This is a genomic window from Lysinibacillus sp. VIII_CA, assembly GCF_049943995.1.
In the GTDB taxonomy this organism is placed as follows: Bacteria; Bacillota; Bacilli; order Bacillales_A; family Planococcaceae; genus Lysinibacillus; species Lysinibacillus pinottii.
In genome coordinates this window covers 86550-110960 of sequence record NZ_JBNFXM010000009.1, presented here as the reverse complement: position 1 = coordinate 110960, position 24411 = coordinate 86550, and the positions used below count along the sequence as shown (strand labels likewise).

Annotated in this window: 20 protein-coding genes; 1 reads left to right on the top strand and 19 read right to left on the bottom strand. The window is 38.6% G+C overall.

All coding sequences use genetic code 11. The features are described from left to right. Positions 1 to 105: 105 nt before the first annotated feature. The 14 genes from ACP3VS_RS13945 to ACP3VS_RS13880 all read right to left on the bottom strand — a co-directional run bounded on the left by ACP3VS_RS13945 (position 106) and on the right by ACP3VS_RS13880 (position 15450). Entirely contained in the window at positions 106 to 678 is a 573-nt protein-coding gene (locus tag ACP3VS_RS13945) for a thymidine kinase (protein WP_012292749.1), read from the bottom strand. A 116-nt stretch (positions 679 to 794) separates the two neighbouring features. Continuing rightward, positions 795 to 998: a 50S ribosomal protein L31 gene (rpmE, locus tag ACP3VS_RS13940; protein WP_025114780.1), complete on the bottom strand. Its 204-nt coding sequence runs from the start codon at positions 996 to 998 to the stop codon at positions 795 to 797. A gap of 182 nt (positions 999 to 1180) precedes the next feature. Beyond that, on the bottom strand, positions 1181 to 2230 hold the full coding sequence (locus ACP3VS_RS13935) for an NAD(P)/FAD-dependent oxidoreductase (RefSeq protein WP_036160729.1): 1050 nt from the start codon (positions 2228 to 2230) through the stop codon (positions 1181 to 1183). Between the two features lie 92 nt (positions 2231 to 2322). Continuing rightward, positions 2323 to 3357, bottom strand: coding sequence for a FecCD family ABC transporter permease (locus tag ACP3VS_RS13930; RefSeq protein ID WP_012292747.1), 1035 nt, complete (start codon positions 3355 to 3357; stop codon positions 2323 to 2325). Then, on the bottom strand, positions 3354 to 4406 hold the full coding sequence (locus tag ACP3VS_RS13925; RefSeq protein WP_031418493.1) for a FecCD family ABC transporter permease: 1053 nt from the start codon (positions 4404 to 4406) through the stop codon (positions 3354 to 3356). The genes ACP3VS_RS13930 and ACP3VS_RS13925 overlap by 4 nt, the downstream gene beginning before the upstream one ends. Before the next feature lie 46 nt (positions 4407 to 4452). Then, complete coding sequence (locus ACP3VS_RS13920; protein WP_012292745.1) at positions 4453 to 5247, bottom strand: ABC transporter ATP-binding protein; 795 nt, start codon at positions 5245 to 5247, stop codon at positions 4453 to 4455. A 42-nt stretch (positions 5248 to 5289) separates the two neighbouring features. Next, positions 5290 to 7014, bottom strand: coding sequence for an ABC transporter ATP-binding protein (locus ACP3VS_RS13915; RefSeq protein ID WP_197224537.1), 1725 nt, complete (start codon positions 7012 to 7014; stop codon positions 5290 to 5292). Between the two features lie 48 nt (positions 7015 to 7062). Beyond that, complete coding sequence (locus tag ACP3VS_RS13910; protein WP_426388966.1) at positions 7063 to 8961, bottom strand: helix-turn-helix domain-containing protein; 1899 nt, start codon at positions 8959 to 8961, stop codon at positions 7063 to 7065. Positions 8962 to 9097: 136 nt separating this feature from the next. Beyond that, the gene (gene rho, locus ACP3VS_RS13905; RefSeq protein ID WP_012292741.1) at positions 9098 to 10381 is read right to left on the bottom strand and encodes a transcription termination factor Rho; all 1284 of its coding nucleotides are present in this window, start codon (positions 10379 to 10381) and stop codon (positions 9098 to 9100) included. Positions 10382 to 10607: 226 nt separating this feature from the next. Continuing rightward, positions 10608 to 11564, bottom strand: coding sequence for a class II fructose-bisphosphatase (gene glpX / locus ACP3VS_RS13900; RefSeq protein WP_008179010.1), 957 nt, complete (start codon positions 11562 to 11564; stop codon positions 10608 to 10610). 94 nt (positions 11565 to 11658) lie between these two features. Beyond that, complete coding sequence (locus ACP3VS_RS13895; protein ID WP_036123013.1) at positions 11659 to 12945, bottom strand: UDP-N-acetylglucosamine 1-carboxyvinyltransferase; 1287 nt, start codon at positions 12943 to 12945, stop codon at positions 11659 to 11661. Positions 12946 to 13008: 63 nt separating this feature from the next. After that, positions 13009 to 13659, bottom strand: a complete 651-nt coding sequence (fsa, locus tag ACP3VS_RS13890; protein ID WP_012292738.1) for a fructose-6-phosphate aldolase — start codon at positions 13657 to 13659, stop codon at positions 13009 to 13011. 150 nt (positions 13660 to 13809) lie between these two features. Then, on the bottom strand, positions 13810 to 14664 hold the full coding sequence (locus ACP3VS_RS13885) for a class II fructose-bisphosphate aldolase (RefSeq protein WP_012292737.1): 855 nt from the start codon (positions 14662 to 14664) through the stop codon (positions 13810 to 13812). Between the two features lie 426 nt (positions 14665 to 15090). Beyond that, complete coding sequence (locus ACP3VS_RS13880; RefSeq protein WP_012292736.1) at positions 15091 to 15450, bottom strand: response regulator; 360 nt, start codon at positions 15448 to 15450, stop codon at positions 15091 to 15093. A gap of 155 nt (positions 15451 to 15605) precedes the next feature. On the opposite strand from ACP3VS_RS13880, the gene ACP3VS_RS13875 reads away from it, so the two are divergent. After that, on the top strand, positions 15606 to 16136 hold the full coding sequence (locus tag ACP3VS_RS13875; RefSeq protein ID WP_031418486.1) for a DUF2529 family protein: 531 nt from the start codon (positions 15606 to 15608) through the stop codon (positions 16134 to 16136). Positions 16137 to 16186: 50 nt separating this feature from the next. Here the strand turns inward: ACP3VS_RS13875 and ACP3VS_RS13870 are convergent, their stop codons facing one another. From ACP3VS_RS13870 to ACP3VS_RS13850, 5 genes are all read right to left on the bottom strand, one after another. After that, positions 16187 to 17779, bottom strand: coding sequence for a CTP synthase (locus ACP3VS_RS13870; RefSeq protein ID WP_012292734.1), 1593 nt, complete (start codon positions 17777 to 17779; stop codon positions 16187 to 16189). 442 nt (positions 17780 to 18221) lie between these two features. After that, positions 18222 to 18767, bottom strand: coding sequence for a DNA-directed RNA polymerase subunit delta (gene rpoE / locus ACP3VS_RS13865; RefSeq protein ID WP_031418485.1), 546 nt, complete (start codon positions 18765 to 18767; stop codon positions 18222 to 18224). A 457-nt stretch (positions 18768 to 19224) separates the two neighbouring features. After that, positions 19225 to 22473 (bottom strand): fused isobutyryl-CoA mutase/GTPase IcmF, encoded by a 3249-nt coding sequence (gene icmF / locus ACP3VS_RS13860; protein ID WP_332292599.1) that lies wholly within the window; start codon positions 22471 to 22473, stop codon positions 19225 to 19227. A 92-nt stretch (positions 22474 to 22565) separates the two neighbouring features. Further along, entirely contained in the window at positions 22566 to 23198 is a 633-nt protein-coding gene (locus ACP3VS_RS13855; RefSeq protein WP_012292730.1) for a TetR/AcrR family transcriptional regulator, read from the bottom strand. Between the two features lie 3 nt (positions 23199 to 23201). Beyond that, entirely contained in the window at positions 23202 to 24338 is a 1137-nt protein-coding gene (locus ACP3VS_RS13850) for an acyl-CoA dehydrogenase (RefSeq protein ID WP_031418482.1), read from the bottom strand. Positions 24339 to 24411 lie beyond the last annotated feature (73 nt).

Genomic DNA, 24411 nt, shown 5'->3' with positions numbered 1-24411 from the left:
CTCCATTAAAATTACGCTAATGCATAATGGTTATTTACAATGTTTATGTCCACTACTTAGTATAAAAAACTTTTCGCATCTACGCCACTTTTTCTTAGTCCTCCATTATAGCGAAGGATGAGCATGACATTTTCGACATACAGGATAATAGGAATCGTTTCCACCAATTTGAATTTGATCTCCCGTATATACAGGCTGTCCATTTCCATCTACTCGTAAATTCATCGTTGCTTTTTTATGACAGAACCAACAAATGGTTTTCATTTCTTCAATTTTATCTGCATATGTAAGCATGTATTGGCTGCCTTCGAACAGCTCATTTTGAAAATCATTTTTTAAGCCAAAGCCCATAACTGGAATATCTAATTCATCCACAATGTTAGCTAGTTGTAAAACATGAGCTTTTTTTAAAAATTGAACTTCATCCACAAGTACACAGTATGGTTTAACCGCATTGTTTTGCACAAGCTCAAAAATATTTGTATCTTCATAAACAGGAATGGCTTGCTGTCTTAAACCTACTCGACTAGAAACAAAGCCAACCTCATCACGTGTATCTAAACCTGATGTAAACATCATTACAGGTTTCTGCTGTTCTTCGTAATTATGGGCAACTTTTAAAATCTCTATTGATTTTCCACTATTCATTGCACCATGTTTAAAATATAGCTGCGCCATACTGTCTTCTCCCTTTCTTTTGGTCGATCTGTATTTTGAAAAGACTTGCATCAACGTGTCATATTTACTGAAAAAAATACCTGCCAAGCACATGCTTGGCAGGTATTAAACTAACATTAGTTTTTAAGACCGTATTTTTTGTTGAAACGATCCACGCGACCATCAGTAGACGCGAATTTTTGACGGCCAGTATAGAATGGGTGACATTCGTTGCAGAACTCGACAACGATGTTTTCTTTTACTGAACCAGTTTTGAAAGTGTTCCCACAAGAGCAAGTTACTGTTGCTTCTTTGTAGTCTGGATGAATTCCTTGTTTCATATTCGTTTTCTCCTCTCGCCCTGAACCATCTGGAACAGAGTATTATCGAACTGTACCTTACATAGCCCGAATATGAGTGAAACCATCAGCTATATATGTACACGTTGCATACCTAAGAAGTATAGCATAGTCGTTTTATTATTTTCAAGAAAAAAATATCAAAAGAAAGATATCTATCGTTTTTATCCTCGAACTTCTCGATAATCATTGTCTTGTAACCCTATTTTTTCATTTCGCTCTTTGAATCGGATATTATGAGAAGACACATAAGCAACCTTTGGTGCATCAGGTTCTATTAATAGCTTTGCACTATTTAACGCTAATATTCCATCTGTAAAGGCACCTGCTATTAACCTAACTTTACTTGGATGATCAATAAAATCACCTGCACCATAGATTCCTTCTATATTAGTTTCCCTCTTTTCATTGACGAGTGCCACACCATCTTTAATATGTAATCCCCATTCTTCTAGTGCACCATAATCACATTTTAAGCCATGGTTCACAATAACGGCATCTACTTCAACTCGCTCTATCTCATTCGTCTCTTTATTCATAATCGATACAGACTGTATTAAATCCCCATCACTATGTAATTGCACTACTTCAAATGGTGTTTTTACACATACGGAGGATTCCTTCATCCGTAAAACGTTCTTTTCATGACCACCAAAGTCCTCACGACGATGAACGATCGTCACACTTGCTGCAATCGGCTCTAACTCATTCGCCCAATCGACAGCTGAATTACCACCACCTGAAATTAAGACATGTTTATTCCGAAAAATCTCTAATTCCTGTACAGTGTAGTGTAAATTAGTTACTTCATAGCGATCTGCTCCTTCTATTTCAAGCTTTTGCATCGTCAGAACGCCATAACCAACCGCCAAAATCACTGTTTTGGAAAAATGCTTTTCACCCGTTGAGGACGTTAAAATAAATGTTCCATCTGGTTGCTTTTCTAATCCTTCCACCTTTTGATTTAATATAATTGTTGGATCGAAGGTTTGGGCTTGTTCAACAAGCTGTTTGATGAGCTGTCCACCTAAAATAGGGGTAACTCCACCAACGTCCCAAATCATTTTTTCGGGATAAATTAACATACGACCACCAAGCTGAGAGCTATACTCGATAATTTTCGTTTTTAAATCTCGCATCCCACTATAAAAGGCTGTATAGAGACCTGCTGGGCCACCGCCAACAATCGTTACATCATAGAGTTCGTTCTCCATTTTTACATTCCATCCCCTTCATCTTAATTCCGTCAATAATTACTTGCACTCGGCTCATACACTTTTATTGTTCACCAAGGTACCTTCACTATTTATTCCTTTAATCGTGCTAATAAATACAAGAAATAAGGAGCGCCTATAACGGCTACTACAATCCCTGCAGGAATTTCTGAAGGCTCGAGAATAGAACGACCTATCGTATCAGCCATTAATACGAGGAAACCACCCAATAATGCCGCCGCAGGAAGTAGAAATTGATGCTTTGCTCCAACCAGCTGGCGAGCCAAATGTGGGGCAATAAGCCCTACAAAGCCAATACCACCACTTACAGAAACACTAGCTCCTGCTAAACCAACAGCTGCCGCTAATAGCCAACGGCGCTCTCTTTCAATCGAGGCACCTAATCCAACAGCTGTTAATTCGCCTAAATTTAAAATGTTTAATACCCGCGATTTCGCATAAACAAATGGTAATAAGATCACTAGCCATGGTAGCAGCGAGAGAACAAATCTCCAATTTGAACCCCAAATGCTCCCCGCCAGCCATGTAGCCACAAATTGATAATTTTCAGGTGATAGCCGTAGTGTTAGCACAATCATTGCCGAGCTAATTCCGGCTGCTATAGCCACCCCTGTTAAAATTAAGCGCATCGGTGTAATACCTTCGTGTCGTTTATAAGAAAGTGAATAAATTAGCACTGCTGTTAAGCCTGCTCCGACAAAGGCAAGTACAGGGAGTAAATAAACAGGTGCTGCCTTCGTTGTTGGAAAAAATGAAATATACAGCATAACTGCAAGACCAGCACCAGCATTAATCCCTAAAATACCTGGGTCTGCTAAAGCATTTTTGGAAACGCCTTGTAAAATTGCCCCTGAAATAGCTAAGCCCATTCCCACTAATACAGCAATCACAATTCGTGGAAGCCTAAATTCAAATAAGATTAATTGTTGTTGTGCATCTCCTTGTCCAAAAAGAGTCTTAAAAACCTCCAACGGCGTTAGCTTAATCACCCCAGTATTCATACTAATCACAAAGGTAACGAAGATTAAAACAAGCAATGTAGCAATGATGATAAAATTTTTCTTTCTTGTTTTCTGCTGACTTGGTGTTAAGTAGCTGTTACTCATAACTCTTTCCCTCCTTTACGCGCTAAATAAAGGAAGAAGGGTACACCAATAAAGGCAATTAAAGCACCAATCGGCGTTTCATAAGGTGGATTGATAATGCGTGCTACTAAATCAGCTAACACCACAAGCAATGCTCCATATACTAAAGAACATGTGATAATCCAGCGATAATCATGACCCACTATGTATCTCGTTAAATGAGGAACTATTAAGCCTACAAAACCAACTGCTCCAACAACAGAAACTGCTGCACCTGCTAAAATTAACACAATAATCATGCCCCATATTTTCACAACAGCCGTTCTTTGACCAAGTCCAACAGCAATTTCCTCCCCTAAGCTCAGCACAGTGATTGATCGTGATAAAATAAGAGCTCCTATCATCGCAATAAGAATCCAAGGTGATAATATTTGTAGATGGCTCCATTTTGTTCCCGAGACACCACCTGCATACCAAAAGGCCAGGTCTTGACCAATACGGTAATAAAGGGCAATTCCTTCTCCTAGCGCTCCAAGCAATGCACTAACAGCCGCACCTGCTAAAACAAGTCGCATTGGTGTTAAGCCACCTTTAGACAGTGACCCAATACCATAAACAATGGCCACCCCAAGACCTGCACCTATAAAGGACCATAAAATTAAAAATATATATGGCATACCAGGGAAAAAGGCAAAGCACACGGCCAACATAAATGCGGCTCCTGAGTTCAAGCCTAACAATCCTGAATCTGCTAATGGGTTACGTGTCATACCTTGCATAATCGCCCCGGCTACTGCAAAGCTTGCTCCTACTAGAGCAGCCCCAAGTACTCGTGGTAAGCGAATATCATGAATAATTTGATGTGTCGTTAATTCCGGTGAAAAATGGGTAACTGCTGTCCAAACAGTACCTAGTGAAATATCTGCTGCACCAAAAGAAATCGATAAGCCAATAGCTAAAATTAATCCAATTACTCCTACAATTAAAGCCACTACTCCACGGATCGGATGAGATCGTTTCTGTAGCTCCTCTAAATCGTTGAGCTCTCCTACTCCTGTCGACGTAGTCATTCTATTTCCTCCTTATAAACTTCCCAATACACATACGGACTAGATTTTATTTCTTCATATCGTATAGCTGATAGGATAGGCAGATTGGATTATTACTATATGGACAAACAGCCATTTCAGCATCAATATTAAAAACGCTTTGTAAATTTTCCTTTGTCATTACTTTTTCTGGACTTCCATCTACCATTAAATTCCCGTCTCTCATGGCCATGATAAAGTGGGAGAATCGTGACGCATGATTCAAATCATGTAATACCATGATTATTGTTCGACCTTCTTCTTTATTTAACTTCTGTAGAAGCAATAAAATATCTAGCTGATGGGCTAAATCTAAATATGTGGTTGGTTCATCCAGTACTAGAATATCGGTGCCTTGTGCTAATGCCATGGCAATCCACACCCTTTGGCGTTGGCCACCCGACAATGCTTCAATTGGTCGATCACTAAAATCCCTTAATCCTGTCACATCAATAGCCCAATGGATATACTCATAGTCTTCCTTGCGTAATGTGCCAAATCCGACTTGATGAGGAAAGCGACCATATGATACCAACTCAAATACAGTTAAGCCTCCTGGAGCTGTTGCCGTTTGAGGCAAAATAGCCATTCTTTTGGCAACTTCCTTGGTCTTCAATTGATGGATGGCTTTACCATCTAAATAGACAGCTCCATTTTGGGTATGAAGTACACGAGCCACGGCCTTTAATAAAGTAGATTTCCCACAACCATTCGGTCCAATAATTGTGGAGATTTGCCCTTTTGGAATTTCCACACTTAAATCATTGACAATGAGCGTCGAGGAATAACCAATCGCCACACGATCTATTTCTAGTACTGACATAATTAACTTCCTTTCATTGTTGAGAGTAGCTTATAACTAACCTTATATTTGTAGACCAAATTGAGCTGTATACAAGCCATAATAAGCATGTTTTCGTTCCATTAATTGCTCATGTGTTCCTTCTTCAATAATGCCCTTTTTCGATACAACAACAATTCTATCTGCATCTTTGATCGTTGCTAATCGATGGGCAATTACCAACGTCGTACGACCAATGGAAAGCTCGTTTAATGCTTGTTGAATAGCTTGTTCGGTTTCAGTGTCCAATGCCGATGTTGCTTCATCAAGTATGAGTATCTTTGGGTTTTTCAGGAAAATTCGCGCAATGGATAATCTTTGCTTTTGACCACCAGATAACTTCACACCCCGCTCACCAATTAATGTATCCATACCCTCTGGGAGCGCCTTAATGACATCAGTCAGCTGTGCGCGCTGTGCGGCATACCAAATATCTTCTTCACTGGCATTCAAATTACCGTATGCGATATTATCACGAATAGTGCCATCAAATAAAAAGACATCTTGTTGAACAATCCCAATATGGCCACGCAATGATTGCAATTTGAAATCGCGTATATCCACACCATCAATTTTAATGGAGCCTTCATTGACATCATAAAAACGGGGAAGCAAACTGCAAATAGTAGATTTCCCTGCCCCGGATGGACCTACAAGGGCAACAGTCTCACCGGAACGAACCGTTAAATTAATTTGATGTAAAGCACGATTTGTATCCGAGTAGCCAAACGATACATCTGTGAACGTAATTTCTCCGTCAATTTCATCGATGTCCTTCGCTCCTGGTCGATCCGCTATCTCAGGCTCTGTTTCAAGGAATTCAATATAACGTCTAAATCCTGCCATCCCTTTTGGATAGCTTTCTATAAACATATTGATTTTATTAATAGGGCCTAGCAGAATCCCGGAAAGTAAAATAAATGCGATAAAGTCCCCATTTGATAGATCACCATTTAACACAAAATAAGCACCAACAAATAATGTAAATAATGATAATACCTTTGTCAGAATACCTGAAATTGCTTCATTCCAAGCCATAACCTTATAAGAGAACAACTTGGTCATTCGGAATCTTTCATTATTCACTTTAAAGCGTTTAATTTCATGATCCTCATTTGTAAAAGCCTGTACAACGCGAATACCGCTGACATTGTTTTCAACACGTGCATTAAAGTCAGCAATATCACCAAACATTTGACGGAATGCTTTGGACATTAACTTTCCGAAAATAATTGTCAAAACTAGGATGATCGGCACAAGTAGGAAAATAAGTATTGTAAAGGTTGGATCTATGTAAAACATGACACCAAATGTCCCTATAATGGTCATAGCAGCAATAAAAATATCTTCTGGACCATGATGAGCAAGCTCACCGATATCCATTAAATCGTTTGTTAATCGGGAAACAAGATGCCCCGTTTTATTATTATCAAAGTATCTGAAGGAAAGTTTTTGTACATGGCTAAAGGATTCCTTTCTCATATCCGTTTCAATATTAATCCCTAGCATATGCCCCCAGTAGGAAACGATGAAATGGAGAATGGAGTTAAAGATATATAAAGCAAAAAGCAATAAACTCGCCATAATAATCCACTTTAGCTCGCCATCTGGCAAAATATCATCAATTACTTTATTTAAAACAATTGGAAATGCTAATTCAATTAATGCTACTAAAATGGCGCAGCTAAAATCTAAAATAAATAAGCGTTTATACGGTTTGTAATATGAGAAAAATCGCTGTAATAACATGGTTGGTAGCCTCCTATTGCAATATCAATCTTCATATCTACTATCTAGTTATTTTTGTTGAACCTTGGTAAACTCTACTATTTTGTCAGCTAGCTCTTCAGCTTGATGGAGACCCGAAAGTGGATCTGAGGCAAAATAATATTCCGATGGAAGCTCTATGATTTGATTATTTTTTACGACATCTAAGTTTGTCCAAGTGCCTGGCAACTTCCCATCTTTGTTAAAGAAGTTAATCATGAAGTTATAGTCACCTACATAATCACCTACTACCTCATAGGAGATCTCATAACGTCCACCACTCGCCTCTTTTGCATCAAATAACTCCTGCACTTTTTCTTGTGGTTTCATGCCCAAAATTTGATAGAGTGCTCTACCACCCGATACACTTGAATTTCCAACAATAGTTGCATTTTTTTCAAACATTTCGTAAATAGTAAAAGTCGCTCCGTCTGGAATTACATCATTAATTTTTTCCTTAGCTTGGGCTAAACGTTCTTCAAACTCATCCATAAAGATTTCTGCTTCTTTTTGTCTTCCTAAATAATTCCCCATTGCCTCAATTTCCTCTCTAGCTGATGAATGAGCATCCTCAGCAAAAACAATTGTAGGTGCAATTTTCTCATACTTGCCTACATCTTCTGGATTCCATGTAATAATTAAATCCGGCTTTAGCTCTAGAATTTTTTCCAATGATACCTTACCATCAGTACCAATATTGGTAATTTCCCCATCCTTGTAGTGTTGTTTTAGAAATGCTGCATAATCGAGGTTAGCTGTTACGCCTCCTACTGGTACAATATCTAACGCTAAAATTTGTCCTAGATACCAGTCTGTGATGACTCTTTTTGCTCTTACTGGAATTTCTACTTCACGACCACTGTCATCTGTCACCATTCTCGTCTCTATAGTATCTGAAGTAGTGTGGTCTACTTTTGTTGAGACCGAATTTTCATTACATGCAGCTAATAAAACAAACAGGCTCAGAAAAAAAGGCAGTTTTATATGTTGAATCATCTTTTGCATCATCATCTCATTTTCTCCAATCTCAAATCGGTGTGCTTGCGCGAGCTGATTTTTATTGTATTGAAAATGATTCTCATTTGTAATGGCCATTTCAGACATAAATGATGTATATTTCAGCCTAAAATTACTTGGTGCCATATTTGTAGCCTTTTTAAAGGCACGACTAAAATAGTATTCATCTTCATAGCCAAGTGAAATAGCAATTTCCTTTATACCAAATTGATTTTCTAACAAATATTGTTTTGCCTGCTCAATTCTCAATTGCTGTAAATAAATTTGTGGTCCTACCCCATAGCGTGCTTTAAAAATTCGTAATAAATGCCGTGTACTAATATGGAGCGTATCTGCCAGTGATTGTATAGATAATGGTTGGTGAAGATGCTGATGAATATACAGCCGTGCTACTTCTGCCTTATCCATTTCATGTGGGTTGCCCTGCCCATCTGCTAATTCCTGAAACATACGATAAACAAATTCATACAAAGAAGCTTTGACTGAAAAATGATCTTGAATAGAGCCAGATATCCATCTGCTATACATATCTTGAAGAATGTTATGAATGGCTATTGGATTAGCAGGCACACAAGAGAAATTTATTTGAAAAGGTTGATATTGCATCTGTAAATGCTGCATAAAGGCATCTTTATAGATGACATCTCCTTCATAACGTATGAGGAAGTAGCTAACACTATGCTGTGCATTAATCTGCAAACACTGAGATTTACCAATGTGAAAAATACTGAAACGCTGTACATAATAAGGCTGCTCATCAATGACAATTTGCGCCTCGCCTGCTGTAATGATAAGAAACGAACTATTAGTTAATACCTTTGAAACTTGAACTTTTGATTTATTTATGTAGTTAATATGCTTCATTTGAACATAGGCATTTTGCCAAAGCAGCATATAGGCATCATAATTCATCCGAATCTCCTTCAAAAAGATATTTATTAATTTCATTATATTGATAATGATTATCAATTTCAATAAACATTTTTTCATTCAAACATATACAAAAAAAATCACCATTGACAATTATTTGTCAATGGTGATGGCAGTTCTATAATAAACCTTTACCTTTTGTTGCTTTTTTCATATCTTCGTTCAGTTTTTCAAAAAATTCTTCATTAGATTTTGTTGTACGAAGTTTTTTCAAGAAGCGTTCCGCAAAATCAGGCGCGTCTGAAAATGTTTTACGAATTGCCCATAGTTTTTCAAGCTGTTCAGGCTCAAGCAATAACTCTTCCTTACGTGTACCTGAACGGCGAATATCAAGCGCAGGGAAAATTCGGCGCTCTGCCAACTGGCGATCTAGATGAAGCTCTAAATTACCTGTCCCCTTAAATTCCTCGTAAATAACCTCATCCATACGTGAACCAGTATCTACTAAAGCAGTCGCTAATATCGTTAAGCTACCGCCTTCTTCAATATTTCGAGCCGATCCGAAGAAACGCTTAGGTCTATGGAAGGCAGCAGGGTCAATCCCCCCTGAAAGCGTGCGTCCACTTGGAGGAATAACTAGGTTAAATGCACGTGCCAAACGTGTGATAGAATCCATTAAAATAATGACATCACGTTTATGTTCCACTAAACGGCGTGCACGTTCTAAAACGATTTCTGCTACTTTGACATGATTCTCTGGAACTTCATCAAACGTTGAGCTAACAACATCTGCATTTACAGATCGCTCAATATCCGTTACTTCCTCAGGACGTTCATCTATCAGTAAGACAATTAACTCTGCTTCTGGATGATTTGTCGTAATAGCGTTTGCAATTTCTTTTAATAAAGATGTTTTCCCCGCTTTCGGCGGAGCTACGATTAATCCACGCTGACCAAAACCTACAGGCGCCACTAAATCCATAATACGTGTTGATAAATTACGCTGAGTTGTTTCCAGTTTAATTTGTCTGTTTGGATATAACGGTGTTAAAGCAGGGAAATGCACACGTTCCTTTGCAACTTCAGGATCCTCGCCATTGACGGCATCTACTTGTAATAAGCCGTAATAACGTTCATTTTCTTTAGGTGGTCGCACCTTCCCAGATACCTTGTCCCCATTACGAAGATCAAAGCGACGTATTTGAGATGCAGAAATATAAATATCTTCTTTACTTGGAGAGTAGTTTATTGGTCGAAGGAAGCCAAAGCCCTCTTGCGAAACAATTTCAAGTACGCCTTCCATAAAGAAATAGCCTTCTTGCTCTGAACGCGTTTTCAAAATAGCAAATATTAATTCTTTTTTCGTTAGCTTGCTATAATATGAAATTTTATATTGGCGTGCAAGAGCGTAAAGCTCTTTTAACGTCATGTTTTCTAATTGAGCGATTGTCAATGCAGACATATGCACAACTCCAGTCTTTTTCAAAATATAATACAATTATTGGGGTTATCATCGAAGATTTTTTACGAACGAATAGCTCTGTTCATAGTATACGGTTACCTCTATAGGTCAATAACAAATCCACCATATAATATAACATTGCCTTACAAACTACGGGATGGTTTATTTTAAGAAGAAGGTACCTAGCACAATAAATGTACTAGGTATATTTTAGAAGATAATATCATTAATATCTAGGTTTTTTCTCAAGTGCGTGACGGCCTTCTACAAAGCGAACCGTACCAGACTTAGCACGCATAACTACCGAGTGCGTTAATGCGTAAGCACCTTTATATTGAACACCCTTTAAAAGCTCACAATCTGTCACAGCTGTTGCAGCAAAAATAGCGTCGTCACCTTTTACTAGATCGTCTAAATAAAGAACTTTATCCACATCTACACCCATTTTATGGCAGCGTTCTAATTGCTCCTCATCTTCGGGTACTAATTTTGCTTGGAAGTCTCCACCCAGGCATTTTAAGGCTACAGCCGAAATAACACCCTCTGGTGCGCCGCCTGTTCCAAACATAATATCAATACCTGTTTCATCAAAGGCAGTATTAATTGCTGCACCAACATCGCCATCTTGAATAAACTTAATACGTGCACCAGCCTCGCGAATTTCATCAACAATTGCTTGGTGACGTGGTCGATCTAATAGAGTAGCAACGACATCTGAAATATCTTTATTTTTTGCTTTTGCTACTTGTAATAAGTTATAAGTGACAGAAGCATTGATATCTACTTTACCAGCCGCTTCTGGCCCTACAGCAATTTTCTCCATGTACATATCTGGTGCATTTAACAGATTACCTTTATCTGCAATTGCAAGGACTGTCATGGCACCATTCGTACCTTTTGCTACAATATTTGTACCTTCTAATGGATCCACAGCAATATCTACTTTTGGACCACCACTTCGTAAGCCAAGTTCTTCACCAATATAAAGCATTGGTGCTTCATCCATTTCACCTTCACCAATTACTACTGTAGCATGCATTGGAATTGTATCGAACATTTTGCGCATCGCTGTTGTTGCTGCATCATCTGCCTCAATTTTTAAACCGCGTCCCATCCATTTCCCGGATGCAATTGCTGCTGCTTCTGTTACTCGTACTACTTCCATCGATAAACTACGTTCCATTGTTGCTTTGCCTCCCGTTATCGGCCGTTTTTCATACCGAAACATTCAAATTACCTCTATTGTAACATAATTGAGTGAAAACTTTTAGCTCTCATTATTCCTTTGTCTCAGCTACGCGTGCCAGGATTGTTTCACGTCGAATATCAGCGCCTAAATCACGTAATTTCTCAATAAGTGAGCTATAGCCACGTTCGATATGATAGATATCTTGCACTTCCGTTTCGCCTTCAGCTAATAGACCAGCTAAAACTAAAGCTGCACCTGCGCGTAGATCTGTAGCTGTTACTGTTGAGCCGTGTAGTCTACTTGGCCCTTTAATAATGGCCGTATTGCCTTCTACACGAGCATCAGCATTCATACGACGAAGCTCATCAATATGTTTAAATCGAGCTGTATAAATAGTATCTGTTACTTTTGAGGAACCGAATGCCTGTGACATTAACACAGCAAGTGGTTGCTGAATATCGGTTGGGAAACCAGGATACACCAATGTTTTTACATCAACAGCTTGCAAAGTGGAAAGGTCTGTTTTTGGTACATAAATACTTTCTTCACCAATTTCAATCTTCACACCCATTTCACGAAGCTTCGCTATAATTGCTTCTAAATGCAGTGGAATTACATTATCAATTGTAATACCATCACCTACGGCTGCGGCCATTATCATAAATGTCGCCGCTTCAATGCGATCTGGTATAATCGTATGCTCTGTACCATGTAGTTCTTCTACCCCTTCAATACGGATGACACTTGTACCTGCCCCTTTAATATTGGCCCCCATATTTGTTAATAGTGTTGCTACATCAATAATTTCAGGTTCCTTCGCTGCATTTTCTATAACGGTACGACCCTTCGCAAGGACAGCAGCTAACATGATGTTAATCGTTGCACCGACACTTGCGACATCTAAATAAATTTTAGCCCCAATCAACTCATCTGCACGTAAATAAATTGCGCCATGTTCATTCGTAATTTTAGCGCCTAATGCTTCAAAGCCCTTTATATGTTGATCAATTGGTCGAGGACCCAAGAAACAGCCACCAGGTAAACCAATGACAGCTTTCTTGAAACGCCCTAGCATGGCCCCCATTAAATAATAAGAGGCACGTAACTTTTTAACATTGCCGTTTGGTAATGGTAATGCAATCATGTCTGTTGGATCGATTGTCATCTTCCCATCCTCAAACGATACTTCCCCACCAATTTCCTCTAATAAAGCCTTTAACGTCCATGCATCTGAAATTTCTGGTATCCCTCCAATAGTCACTGGAGAGTTCGCCAAAATTGATGCAGGAATTAAGGCGACTGCACTATTTTTTGCACCACTAACTTTAATTGTACCTTGTAGACGATTTTCGCCAGTAATTTTATAAACATCCATTTTGCGTTCTCCCTCATGATTGGAAAGTAGTATTTTTTGCAATTGGCTCACTGTATATTCTTATTATTCGCCTTTTCTCTTATTCCAATCCGCTAAAAATCCTTCAATTCCTTTTTCCGTTAATGGATGGTGGAAAAGTTGTTTTAAAACTTTAAATGGAGTTGTTGAAATATGCGCGCCAGCTAAAGCTGCAGCCGTAACGTGCTGAGGGTGACGAACAGAGGCAGCAATAATTTGTGTATCAATATTATGAATTGTAAACATGTCAGCAATTGTTTCAATTAGCTCTACACCATTTTGACCAATGTCATCTAAACGGCCGATAAATGGTGATACATATGTAGCACCTGCACGCGCAGCCATTAATGCTTGGTTTGCACTAAAAATTAATGTTACGTTTGTTTTAATTCCTTTGTTTGCAAAGAAACGACAAGCTTCTAATCCCGCTGGAGTCATTGGTAGTTTCACTGTAATGTTAGGAGCAATAGCAGCTAATTCCAAGCCCTCTTTAATCATTCCTTCTGCATCCAATGCAATAACTTCTCCGCTTACCGAGCCATCGACAAGCTCAGCAATTTCACGAAGACGATCATGGAAAGAAACATTTTCTTCTTTAGCCACTAATGATGGGTTTGTTGTAACTCCTGATAAAATCCCCCATGCATGTGCCTCTTTAATCTCTTCAAAATTTGCTGTATCAATAAAAAATTTCATATTATTTCCTCCTGATCATTTATCTTATATTATTAAATATTTTTCCAAAATTTCTTTATTTCAAAAACAAGAGAAGGTCGATTGAAAGCATCAACACTTCTCTTATTATGTGTATTTATCTATGCTTTTGTAACATATTAAATGCAAAAATTATGCTTTTTGTGCACTACCAAATTCGCGAATTTTACCAATAACCGTTGCTTTAATTGCTTCTCTTGCAGGACCAAGGAATTTACGAGGATCGTAAACAACTTTGTCATTGTCAAGAATCTCACGGATTGCTTTTGTTGCTTCAATTTGATTTTCAGTATTAACGTTAATTTTTGCTGTACCTAATGAAATAGAACGTTGGATATCTTTTGTTGGAATACCTGTACCACCATGTAATACTAACGGAAGATCTGCCAATTTAGAGATTTCTTCCATTTCCTTGAAGCCTAGATTTGGTTCTCCTTTGTAAGGACCATGTACTGAGCCAAGTGCTGGCGCTAAGCAGTCGATGTCTGTAAGCTCAACCATTTTACGGCATTCTTCAGGGTTAGCATAAATAATACCGCCGATTACGCCATCTTCATCTCCACCAACTGTTCCTAATTCCGCTTCTACAGAAACGCCTTTAGCATGTGCATATTCTACTACTTCTGAAGTAATTTTCACATTTTCCTCAAATGGATGGTGTGAAGCATCAATCATCACAGAAGTAAAGCCTGCATCAATTGCCTCTTTACATTTTGCAAAGCTAGAACCATGGTCAAGATGAATGGCTACTGGAACTGTAGTACCGTAGGATTCCATTAAACCCTTTACCATGTGAACAACAGAAATAAATCCGCCCATGTATTTCCCTGCACCTTCAGATACACCAAGAATCACTGGAGATTTTTCTTCTTCAGCTGCTTGTAAAATTGCTTGTGTCCACTCAAGGTTGTTAATGTTGAATTGACCAACAGCATAACCCTCTGCTTTTGCTTTAATTAACATCTCTTTCATAGATACTAATGCCATACTAAAAATCCTCCTCTTAGGACTATTCTTTCTACATAAATATGCTCCTCAATCATAGCAAAAATAATAGCCCCTGAAAAGCAGGGGCTATTATTTTCTACACGAAAGCGCAGTGCAACGTAGCGGCAGTGTCGACAAAGTGCAGTGCAACGTAACGACGGCGCTTGAACCTGAAAAGCAGGGGCTATTATTTTCTACATGAAAGCGCAGTCCAACAAAGCGGAAGTGTACACCAATGTGTAGGTAACTAAACCACAGCGCTTGAACCTGAAAAGCAGGGCTATTATTTTCTACATGAAAGCGCAGTCCAACAAAGCGGCAGTGTACACCAATGTGTAGGCAACTAAACCACAGCGCTTGAACCTGAAAAAATCTCCCTCTTTTTTTAAGCATAAAGAAAACAGGCGTGTACTCACTGCCTGTTCTTTATGCTTGTAACGCTTTGTTGACTTCATCACGTACTTCAAAAATATCAAAAGGCTTCGTAAAGTAACGAATCGCTCCTAGATTTAAAGCTTCTTGTACAACATCTAGCTCGCCATACGCTGTCATCATAAATACAGGAAGCTTTGGGAACTTTTCTTTTAAACGTCTTAAAATTTCGATACCATCCATTCCGGGTATCTTCATATCTAGTAATACGCAATCCATGTCTTGTTCATCTGCATACTTTAATGCCTCTAAGCCATTGGCTGCTAAATATGTAACATATCCTTCCTTTTTCAGCACTTCATTTAAAAGCAAACGAATTCCCTGCTGATCATCGACAATTAGTAATCGTTTCACATTTCATTCCGCCCTTTTTATATTTTATTCTTACACAAAAATATTCTTTATTATGTATAATTCTACTTTTTCAGCTTAATACCTTCTAGTATTATAAATTATCTGCTTTTGCTTTCTACCTTTTTCACCCCTATAATATGGGTAGAGGTGGGATCATGTCAAAAATTCTAACAACACAAGTAAGTGGATTATTACAAAGAATTACACAAAATGAAGAGGATGCTATCGAGGAGACTGCAAGGCTATTGGCACAAGCTGCAATTGGCGAAGGTAATGTCTATTTCGCTTGCTTTGGAGAAATGCAGACAGTGGAATTAAATGCTCTGCAAGCAGTGGAACCATTTAGTAAGTTAGCGCCTTGGACTTCTGATACAAACTTAACAGAAGCTGATCGAGTTTGCATTTTTACTCGTAGTGCACACGATGAAGAAGCACTAGCTTTAGCTCAGAAATTAAATACACAATTTATTCCCTTCGCTGCTGTTGCAAGTGAACCAGCCAGTGCAGAAAACCCTCTTATGGACTTAGCCTATACGTATGTTTCTACTCGTATAAAGGGTGGTTTATTGCCAAATGATTTAGGTCAACGGATAGTTGTACCACATGCACTTGCAGGGCTTTTTGTTTATGAGGCTGTCAAAATGGCCTATGATGATATGCTTGGTTTTGATGAGGAAGAATTGTAATAATTCAATTAAAAAGAGTTGTCTCATATTCCGAGACAACTCTTTTTTGTTTATTTAAATGTTGCGCCGATAAAGTCACGGAACAGAGGTTGTGGACGATTTGGTCGTGACACTAACTCTGGGTGGAATTGACATGCTACAAAGAAATTATTCTCTGGTAGCTCAATAATTTCAACTAGCTTACCATCAGGGCTTGTACCTGAGAAGACAAGACCAGCTGCTTCCATTGCTTCACGATATTCATTGTTAAATTCATAACGATGACGATGACGCTCATAAACAAGCTCTTTGCCATATGCTTCACTTGCCTTAGATCCGTCTTTTAATTTACATGGGTATAATCCTAAACGTAATGTTCCGCCAATGTCTACACTATCATTTTGATCTGGTAAGAAGTCGATAATTGGGTACTCTGTGTTTGCATCAAGCTCTGTAGAATGAGCACCTTTTAGGCCTAGTACATTACGTGCATATTCAATTGTTGCAAGCTGCATACCTAAGCAGATACCTAAGAAAGGTACATTATTTTCACGCGCAAATTGCGTTGCTAAAATTTTCCCTTCTACACCACGATCACCGAAGCCACCTGGTACTAAAATCGCATCAGCATCTTTTAATAGTGCAGCTACATTATCAGCATTGACATGTTCTGCATTAATCCAGTCAATTTCAATATCAGAATTATAAACATAGCCTGCATGCTTCAATGCTTCTACCACTGAAATATAAGCATCCTGTAGTTCTACATATTTCCCGACTAACGCTACTTTTCTTTTGTTTGGTAAGTTTTTCACTTTGTCTACCAGCTCACGCCATTCTTCCATATCAGCTTCTGGAGCTGTAATACCAAAATGGTCAAGAACGATATCATCAATATCTTGGGCATGTAGGTTTAATGGTACTTCATATAAATGCTCCGCATCACGTGATTCAATAATTTCATGTGGTTGAACATCACAGAATAAAGCTAATTTCTCTTTCATATCTTGTGGAACCTCTTGTTCAGTACGCACAACGATAATATTTGGTTGAATACCTAAAGAACGTAACTCTTTTACGGAATGCTGAGTTGGCTTTGTTTTTAGTTCACCAGCTGCTTTAATATAAGGAATCAATGTACAGTGGATATACATTACATTGTTATGACCTAAATTAGTTTTCATTTGACGGATAGCTTCAAGGAAAGGTAAGGATTCAATATCGCCTACTGTTCCACCTACTTCTGTAATAACAACGTCTGCATTTGTCTCGCGACCAGCACGTTGGATACGATCTTTAATTTCATTTGTAATGTGAGGAATAACTTGTACAGTACCACCGTTGTAATCACCACGACGTTCCTTCTGTAATACAGATTGATACACACGACCTGAAGTTACTGTAGAATGCTTTCCTAGGTTAATATCAATAAAACGTTCATAATGTCCTAAATCTAAGTCAGCCTCAGCACCATCATCTGTTACAAAAACCTCACCATGTTGATAAGGACTCATTGTACCTGGATCGATATTAATATATGGGTCAAATTTTTGAATCGTAACTTCTAAACCGCGGTTTTTTAATAAACGGCCTAGAGATGCTGCAACAATCCCTTTTCCAAGTGATGATACAACCCCACCTGTTACAAAAATATACTTCGTCATGAAAAAATTCCTCCTTTAGAATTGCTAGATAAGTTGTTTTGTTAGGGATTAGAACATCTGACAGTCAAACACCCTAAAAAAAGAAAAGCCGAGAATGTCTACAAATTTGTAGTCGATTCGAAGCTGTCATCGTTTCTATCTCTTTTCCACTTTCCTTTAAACCTTAAAACTTTAACATTTATTCAGTCACCGTTTACTATACATCATGAATACTTTAAAACATTTATATTCATATCCGCGCAAAAAGTATGGGAGAGCTAGTCTGAATAAAGTTAAAAACAAAAAAAACGCTCCTCCTGCAAGGTCTGCAGGGGGAGCGTATTATATACACGGTCTTTCTCCTTTTTTTAAGGAGCCCAAGTAAAAGATTAAACGTAACCGTGATAGAAGTCAAGAATTTTTACATCAAGCATAAAAGTAAGAAAATTCTAAGAGTGAGGTTTTAGATTTCTTCCTCTTCTTCTTCGAACTCCTCTTCTTCTTCATCAATAAACTCTTCATCGATTTCTTCAATATCTTCTAAATCTTCGTCTTCATCAAAATCAATATCTTCTTTATCTTCATCTTCTTCGTCTATCTCTTCTTCATCCACGAATTCTTCATAGTCCTCGTCGAAGTCGATATCTTCTTCATCCAAATCGATATCTTCTTCTAGATCATCATCTTCATCCGCAGAAGCTTTAGATTTTTTCTTTTGAGTTTTAACAGACGGTGCTGTTTCTTCCTCAATCTGCTCTACTTTAAACCATTCACGTAAGCCCCAGCCTGTTTCTTGGTTATATAAGAAGCGGCCATCTACATTAAGATCTGTGTAAAATTGTAGTAGGCGGGATTTAATTTCTTCATCACTGTAGCCTACAAGCTCTTGAATTATTTTTAACAAATCATTAAAAGTTACTGAGGCACGTTTTTCATTTAAAATTACATACGCTAAGTTAATTAACGACTCTTCTGTTAATTGTTCCTTTGTCATTTCACGAAAATTCAATTCGTGCACTTCCTTTCCCTCATCACAATGGACGTTTTAAAATTACATGGTGCTTTATTTTCCAAGCGCAGCAAAATGGCCACGCAAAAGGTACTTTCCATACAATAAGCATAATACCCATTATATACAAAGTTTTAGCCCCTTTGCTAGCTTCAATTACTGTTTTTTATATTACGCATTTTTTTAATGCCAAGATAAAACAAATAGACAGATAATAGTAGTAAAGGAATAGCGCCAATTTGCTTATTATACAGGAAAATGGCTCCCAATACTAAAGCTAATACAATTATGTAGTGAATAGCTGATTTCATCCTCTACCGCGCCTCCCCTTTTTTTTACATTTCTATTATAGCGAAAAAAAAAAGAAGTGCCTAATCCTAAGACTAGACACTAAAAAACTAGAGAAGCTTATACATTAAAAAAGTATTTGTAAACGTGTAAAATTGTTTATCTCTGTCTACATATTACGACGATATTGTCCACCAACTTCATATAAAGCTTTCGTAATTTGTCCCAAGCTAGCTACTTTGACAGTTTCCATTAATTCCGCGAAGATATTTCCATTATGAACAGCTACCTCTTGTAATCGTTTAATGGCCGCCTCGCTTTTAGCTTCATTGGCCTTCCAGAAAGCTTGTAAATTGTGAATTTGTGTTTCCTTCTCTTCCGTCGATGCACGAGCAATTTCCATATTATCAATATCAGCATCAGAAGCTGGGTTTGGGTTCAAGTAAGTATTAACCCCGATAATCGGTAACTCCCCTGAATGTTTTAACATTTCATAATGCATGGACTCCTCTTGGATTTTCCCTCGCTGATATTGCGTCTCCATGGCTCCTAACACGCCACCACGATCATTGATGCGATCAAATTCTTCGAGGACAGCCTCCTCTACAAGATCTGTCAGCTCTTCCACAATAAATGCACCTTGAAGTGGATTTTCGTTTTTCGCTAAACCATGCTCTTTCGTAATAATCATTTGAATAGCCATTGCACGACGTACAGATTCCTCAGTAGGTGTTGTAATCGCCTCATCATAGGCATTTGTATGCAGGGAGTTACAGTTATCCTGTAAGGCCATCAAAGCCTGTAATGTTGTACGAATATCATTAAAATCAATCTCCTGCGCATGTAGACTACGACCTGAAGTTTGAATGTGATATTTTAGCTTTTGGGCACGCTCATTTGCACCATATTTATCACGCATCACAATCGCCCAAATACGACGAGCTACACGTCCGATAACTGTATATTCCGGATCAAGTCCATTGGAGAAGAAGAACGATAAGTTAGGCGCGAAGTCATTAATATTCATGCCTCGGCTTAAATAATATTCTACATACGTGAAACCATTCGCTAAAGTAAAGGCTAATTGAGAAATAGGATTTGCTCCCGCCTCCGCAATATGATAACCAGAAATCGAAACGGAGTAGTAGTTGCGAACCTTATGGTCAATAAAGTATTGCTGAATATCCCCCATCATACGTAAGGCAAATTCTGTAGAAAAAATACATGTATTTTGACCTTGATCTTCTTTCAGGATGTCTGCTTGCACTGTTCCACGAACGACCTGTAGTGTTTTTTCACGTGTCTCTGTAAATTCTTCAACTGTCAAAGTACGCCCTAACTCTTGCTCACGTAATTTTATTTGCTGATCAATCGCTGTATTCATGAACATAGCCAAAATGATAGGTGCTGGACCATTGATTGTCATAGATACAGATGTAGATGGTGCACATAAATCAAAGCCTGCATACAGTTTTTTCATATCCTCTAACGTACAAATTGATACACCCGATTCTCCAACTTTACCATAAATATCTGGTCGATAATCCGGGTCCTCCCCGTACAATGTTACGGAATCAAATGCTGTAGATAAACGTTTCGCGTCATCGTCCTTCGATAAATAGTGGAAGCGTTTATTTGTACGCTCTGGTGTCCCTTCACCAGCAAATTGGCGCTTCGGATCTTCTCCCTCGCGTTTGAATTGGAAAACACCGGCCGTATAAGGAAATTCACCAGGCACATTTTCTTTATAAACCCAGCGCAAAATTTCACCGTAGTCTTCAAATTTTGGTAATACAACCTTTGGAATTTTCGTACCTGAAAGACTTGTTGTCTTCAATATTGTGCGAATCTCTTTATCACGAACTTTCGTCACAAATTCATCCCCAGCATACGCATCCTTTAAAGCTTGCCAATTGTCTAATATACGCTTGGATTCAGCCGTTAATTCGTCTCGGACACCTTCTGCTAAAGAATTAAGCGATGTGATAAGTGCATCATCCGGTGCTTTTTCCTTAACAGCAGCGATAGCCCCCTCTAATTGGAATAGACGACGAGCAAATGCTACCTGCTGCTCTGTTTTTTTATGATAGCCACGCACTGTATCAGTAAGCTCTCGTAAATAATAACGACGATCATTTGGAATAATTACATCTTGCTTTTGTGTTTTAGCAAATTGCTCATAGCTCGTTTCCCAATCGCTACCCACTTTTTGGTTAATGATTTGCACTAGCGCGGCAAATAATGCATTTGTTCCTTTATCATTAAATTGGCTAGCAATTGTACCGTAAACTGGCATATTATCAAGTGATTCATCCCAAAGTTCTCGCGAACGCTGATATTGTTTTTGTACTTGGCGTAGTGCGTCCTCTGAACCTTTACGCTCGAATTTATTAATAGCAATAACATCTGCAAAATCAATCATATCAATCTTCTCAAGCTGTGTTGGTGCACCGAACTCACTAGTCATCACATACATCGATAAATCGGTATATTTTGTAATCTCGGCATCACCCTGACCAATACCACTTGTTTCAACGATAATTAAATCATAACCTGCTACACGTACTACATCTATTACGTCCCCAATGGATGCGGTTAATTCCGTACGAGAGCCTCGTGTGGCTAAGCTACGCATATAGACACGGTTATTAAAGATGGCATTCATACGAATACGATCTCCAAGTAATGCCCCACCCGTTTTTTGCTTTGTTGGATCGACGGACAAAATTGCCACACGTTTTTCCGGGAATTCTTTTAAGAAGCGGCGGATTAGTTCATCCGTTAATGAAGATTTACCTGCTCCCCCTGTTCCGGTGATTCCCATAACAGGTGTTCCTTTTGAACGCTTCCGTGCTTCCTCCAGCATTTTTTTCGTGTCTTCATCGTCATTTGACTCGGCAGCTGTAATTAAATTAGCTAAAATTTCTGGAGTCTCTGTTGTTAAAGACTCTAATTTTTCTAAATAGCTACCAGTTGCAGTAGGAAAATCTGTTCCTTTAATTTGCTCATTAATCATTCCTTGAAGCCCTAAAACACGGCCATCCTCTGGCGAGAAAATTCCTGCAATGCCGTAAGAATGAAGCTCTTTTATTTCACGCGGTAGAATTACTCCACCCCCACCGCCATATATTTTTATATGTGGTGCCCCTTTTTCACGCAGTAAATCATACATATATTTAAAGTATTCCATATGCCCGCCTTGATAAGAAGAAACAGCAATACCTTGCGCATCCTCTTGTATCGCAGCATTTACGACTTCTTCAACTGATCGGTTATGACCTAAATGGATTACTTCTACACCGCTCGATTGCAAAATGCGTCGCATAATATTGACCGAAGCATCATGTCCATCAAAAAGACTCGATGCTGTCACAAAACGTACGTGATTTTTTGGACGATATACTTCTACCTTTGTCATATGAAATCCCCACTCTCTCCCCTTAATGAATAAAAAAAGCCGGCAATTGCAATGTCGCTTTATGCAATTACCGACAACCCCCTAACGAAATATTAAAACCCCTTTATGCCTGAAATGAACAATGTGATTTGCATGTCGATAAACTCATCAATTGAATGTTGGCGATGTAATGCCCATTTGCGGAATGCCCAACTTTGTCCAGACACCACTAAATTATTGGCTGCTAAATGAATCTGCTTGTCTGTCATTGATATGTCACCAGACTGTACACAGCGCTTTAGCAATCTTTCAAAAGTAGCAACCATTTCAAACTCTTTACTAAAGACATAACGTTGCGCTTCTTTTGATAATGATTTTGTTTCTTGATACATGATTGTGAGCTCATCAACCATGCTATCGATTTGAAGGAAGTATTCTCGGATCATTTCCTTCAGCTCTTCGATTGTTCCTGCTTTAATCTCGTAACTTGAAAGTCGTTCCATTGCATGATGATAGATACTATCACATACAAGGTAAAGAACATCCTCTTTTGTTCGAATGTACTCATATAAGGTACCGATACTAAAGCCTGCAGCTTTTGCGATTTCTCTCGTTGTGGCCCGATGGAAGCCTTTTTCTTTGAATAACTTAATAGCTCCCTGAATCATTTGCTCACGACGAATGGCGATTAAATTTTCATCTTTTACAGTTGACTGTACTTGGGGCCTTTTATCTTTTTCGGTCATCAATTATTTAGTTAACATACGCGAGATAACTAGTCGTTGAATCTCTTGCGTACCTTCATAAATTTGTGTGATTTTTGCATCACGCATAAAGCGTTCTACTGGATAATCTTTTGTATAACCATAACCACCAAATACTTGAACCGCCTCCGTCGTTACACTCATCGCCGTATCGCCAGCCATTAATTTCGCCATTGCAGATGCCTTACCATATGGTAGGTTATTAGATTCTAACCAAGCCGCTTGGTATGTAAGAAGTCGAGATGCCTCAATTTGAGTTGCCATATCCGCTAGCTTAAAGGACACACCTTGATTTGCCGTGATTGGTTTACCAAATTGGACACGTTCTTTTGCATAGTCAACTGCTGCATCAAGTGCTCCTTGTGCAATTCCTACAGCTTGAGCCGCAATTCCATTACGTCCACCATCCAGTGTCGTCATCGCAATCTTAAAGCCTTCCCCTTCAGCTCCTAGTAAATTTTCTTTCGGCACACGACAGTTGTCGAAAATAATTTCTGTCGTAGGAGATGAACGAATCCCTAATTTCTTCTCCTTCTTACCTACCGAAAAGCCTTCAAAACCAGCTTCAACAATAAATGCTGATGTACCGTTTTTGGCTTCAGGATCTGTTACTGCAAATACAATATATGTATCTGCTACTCCACCATTGGTAATGAAGATTTTTGAGCCGTTTAAAATATAATCATCGCCATCACGCTTTGCGTAAGTTTTCATACCACCCGCATCAGAACCTGATCCTGGTTCTGTTAAACCGTAGGCACCAATATGCTTTCCTTCAGCCATTGGACGAAGATACTTTTGTTTCTGTTCTTCTGTACCGAACTTATAAAGCGGCCAGCCTGCCAGTGATGTATGGGCAGATAATGTTACGCCTGTTGATGCACACACACGCGATAATTCTTCAACAGCAATGACATACGCAAGGTAATCAAATCCAGCTCCGCCATATTCCTCTGGCCATGGAATACCTGTTAATCCAAGCTCCGCCATTTTATCGAAAATGGCGCGGTCAAATTCTTCATTTTCATCACGTTCTGCTGCTGTTGGAGCCACTTCATTAATAGCGAAATCTCGAATCATTTCACGTAATTGCTCATGCTCTTCTGTTAACTGAAAGTTCATTGTCCATTTCCCCTTTTTATTAGACTCTGCTCTGAATAATGTTAAATTAGATTTAGCATTTTATTAAGCGGTT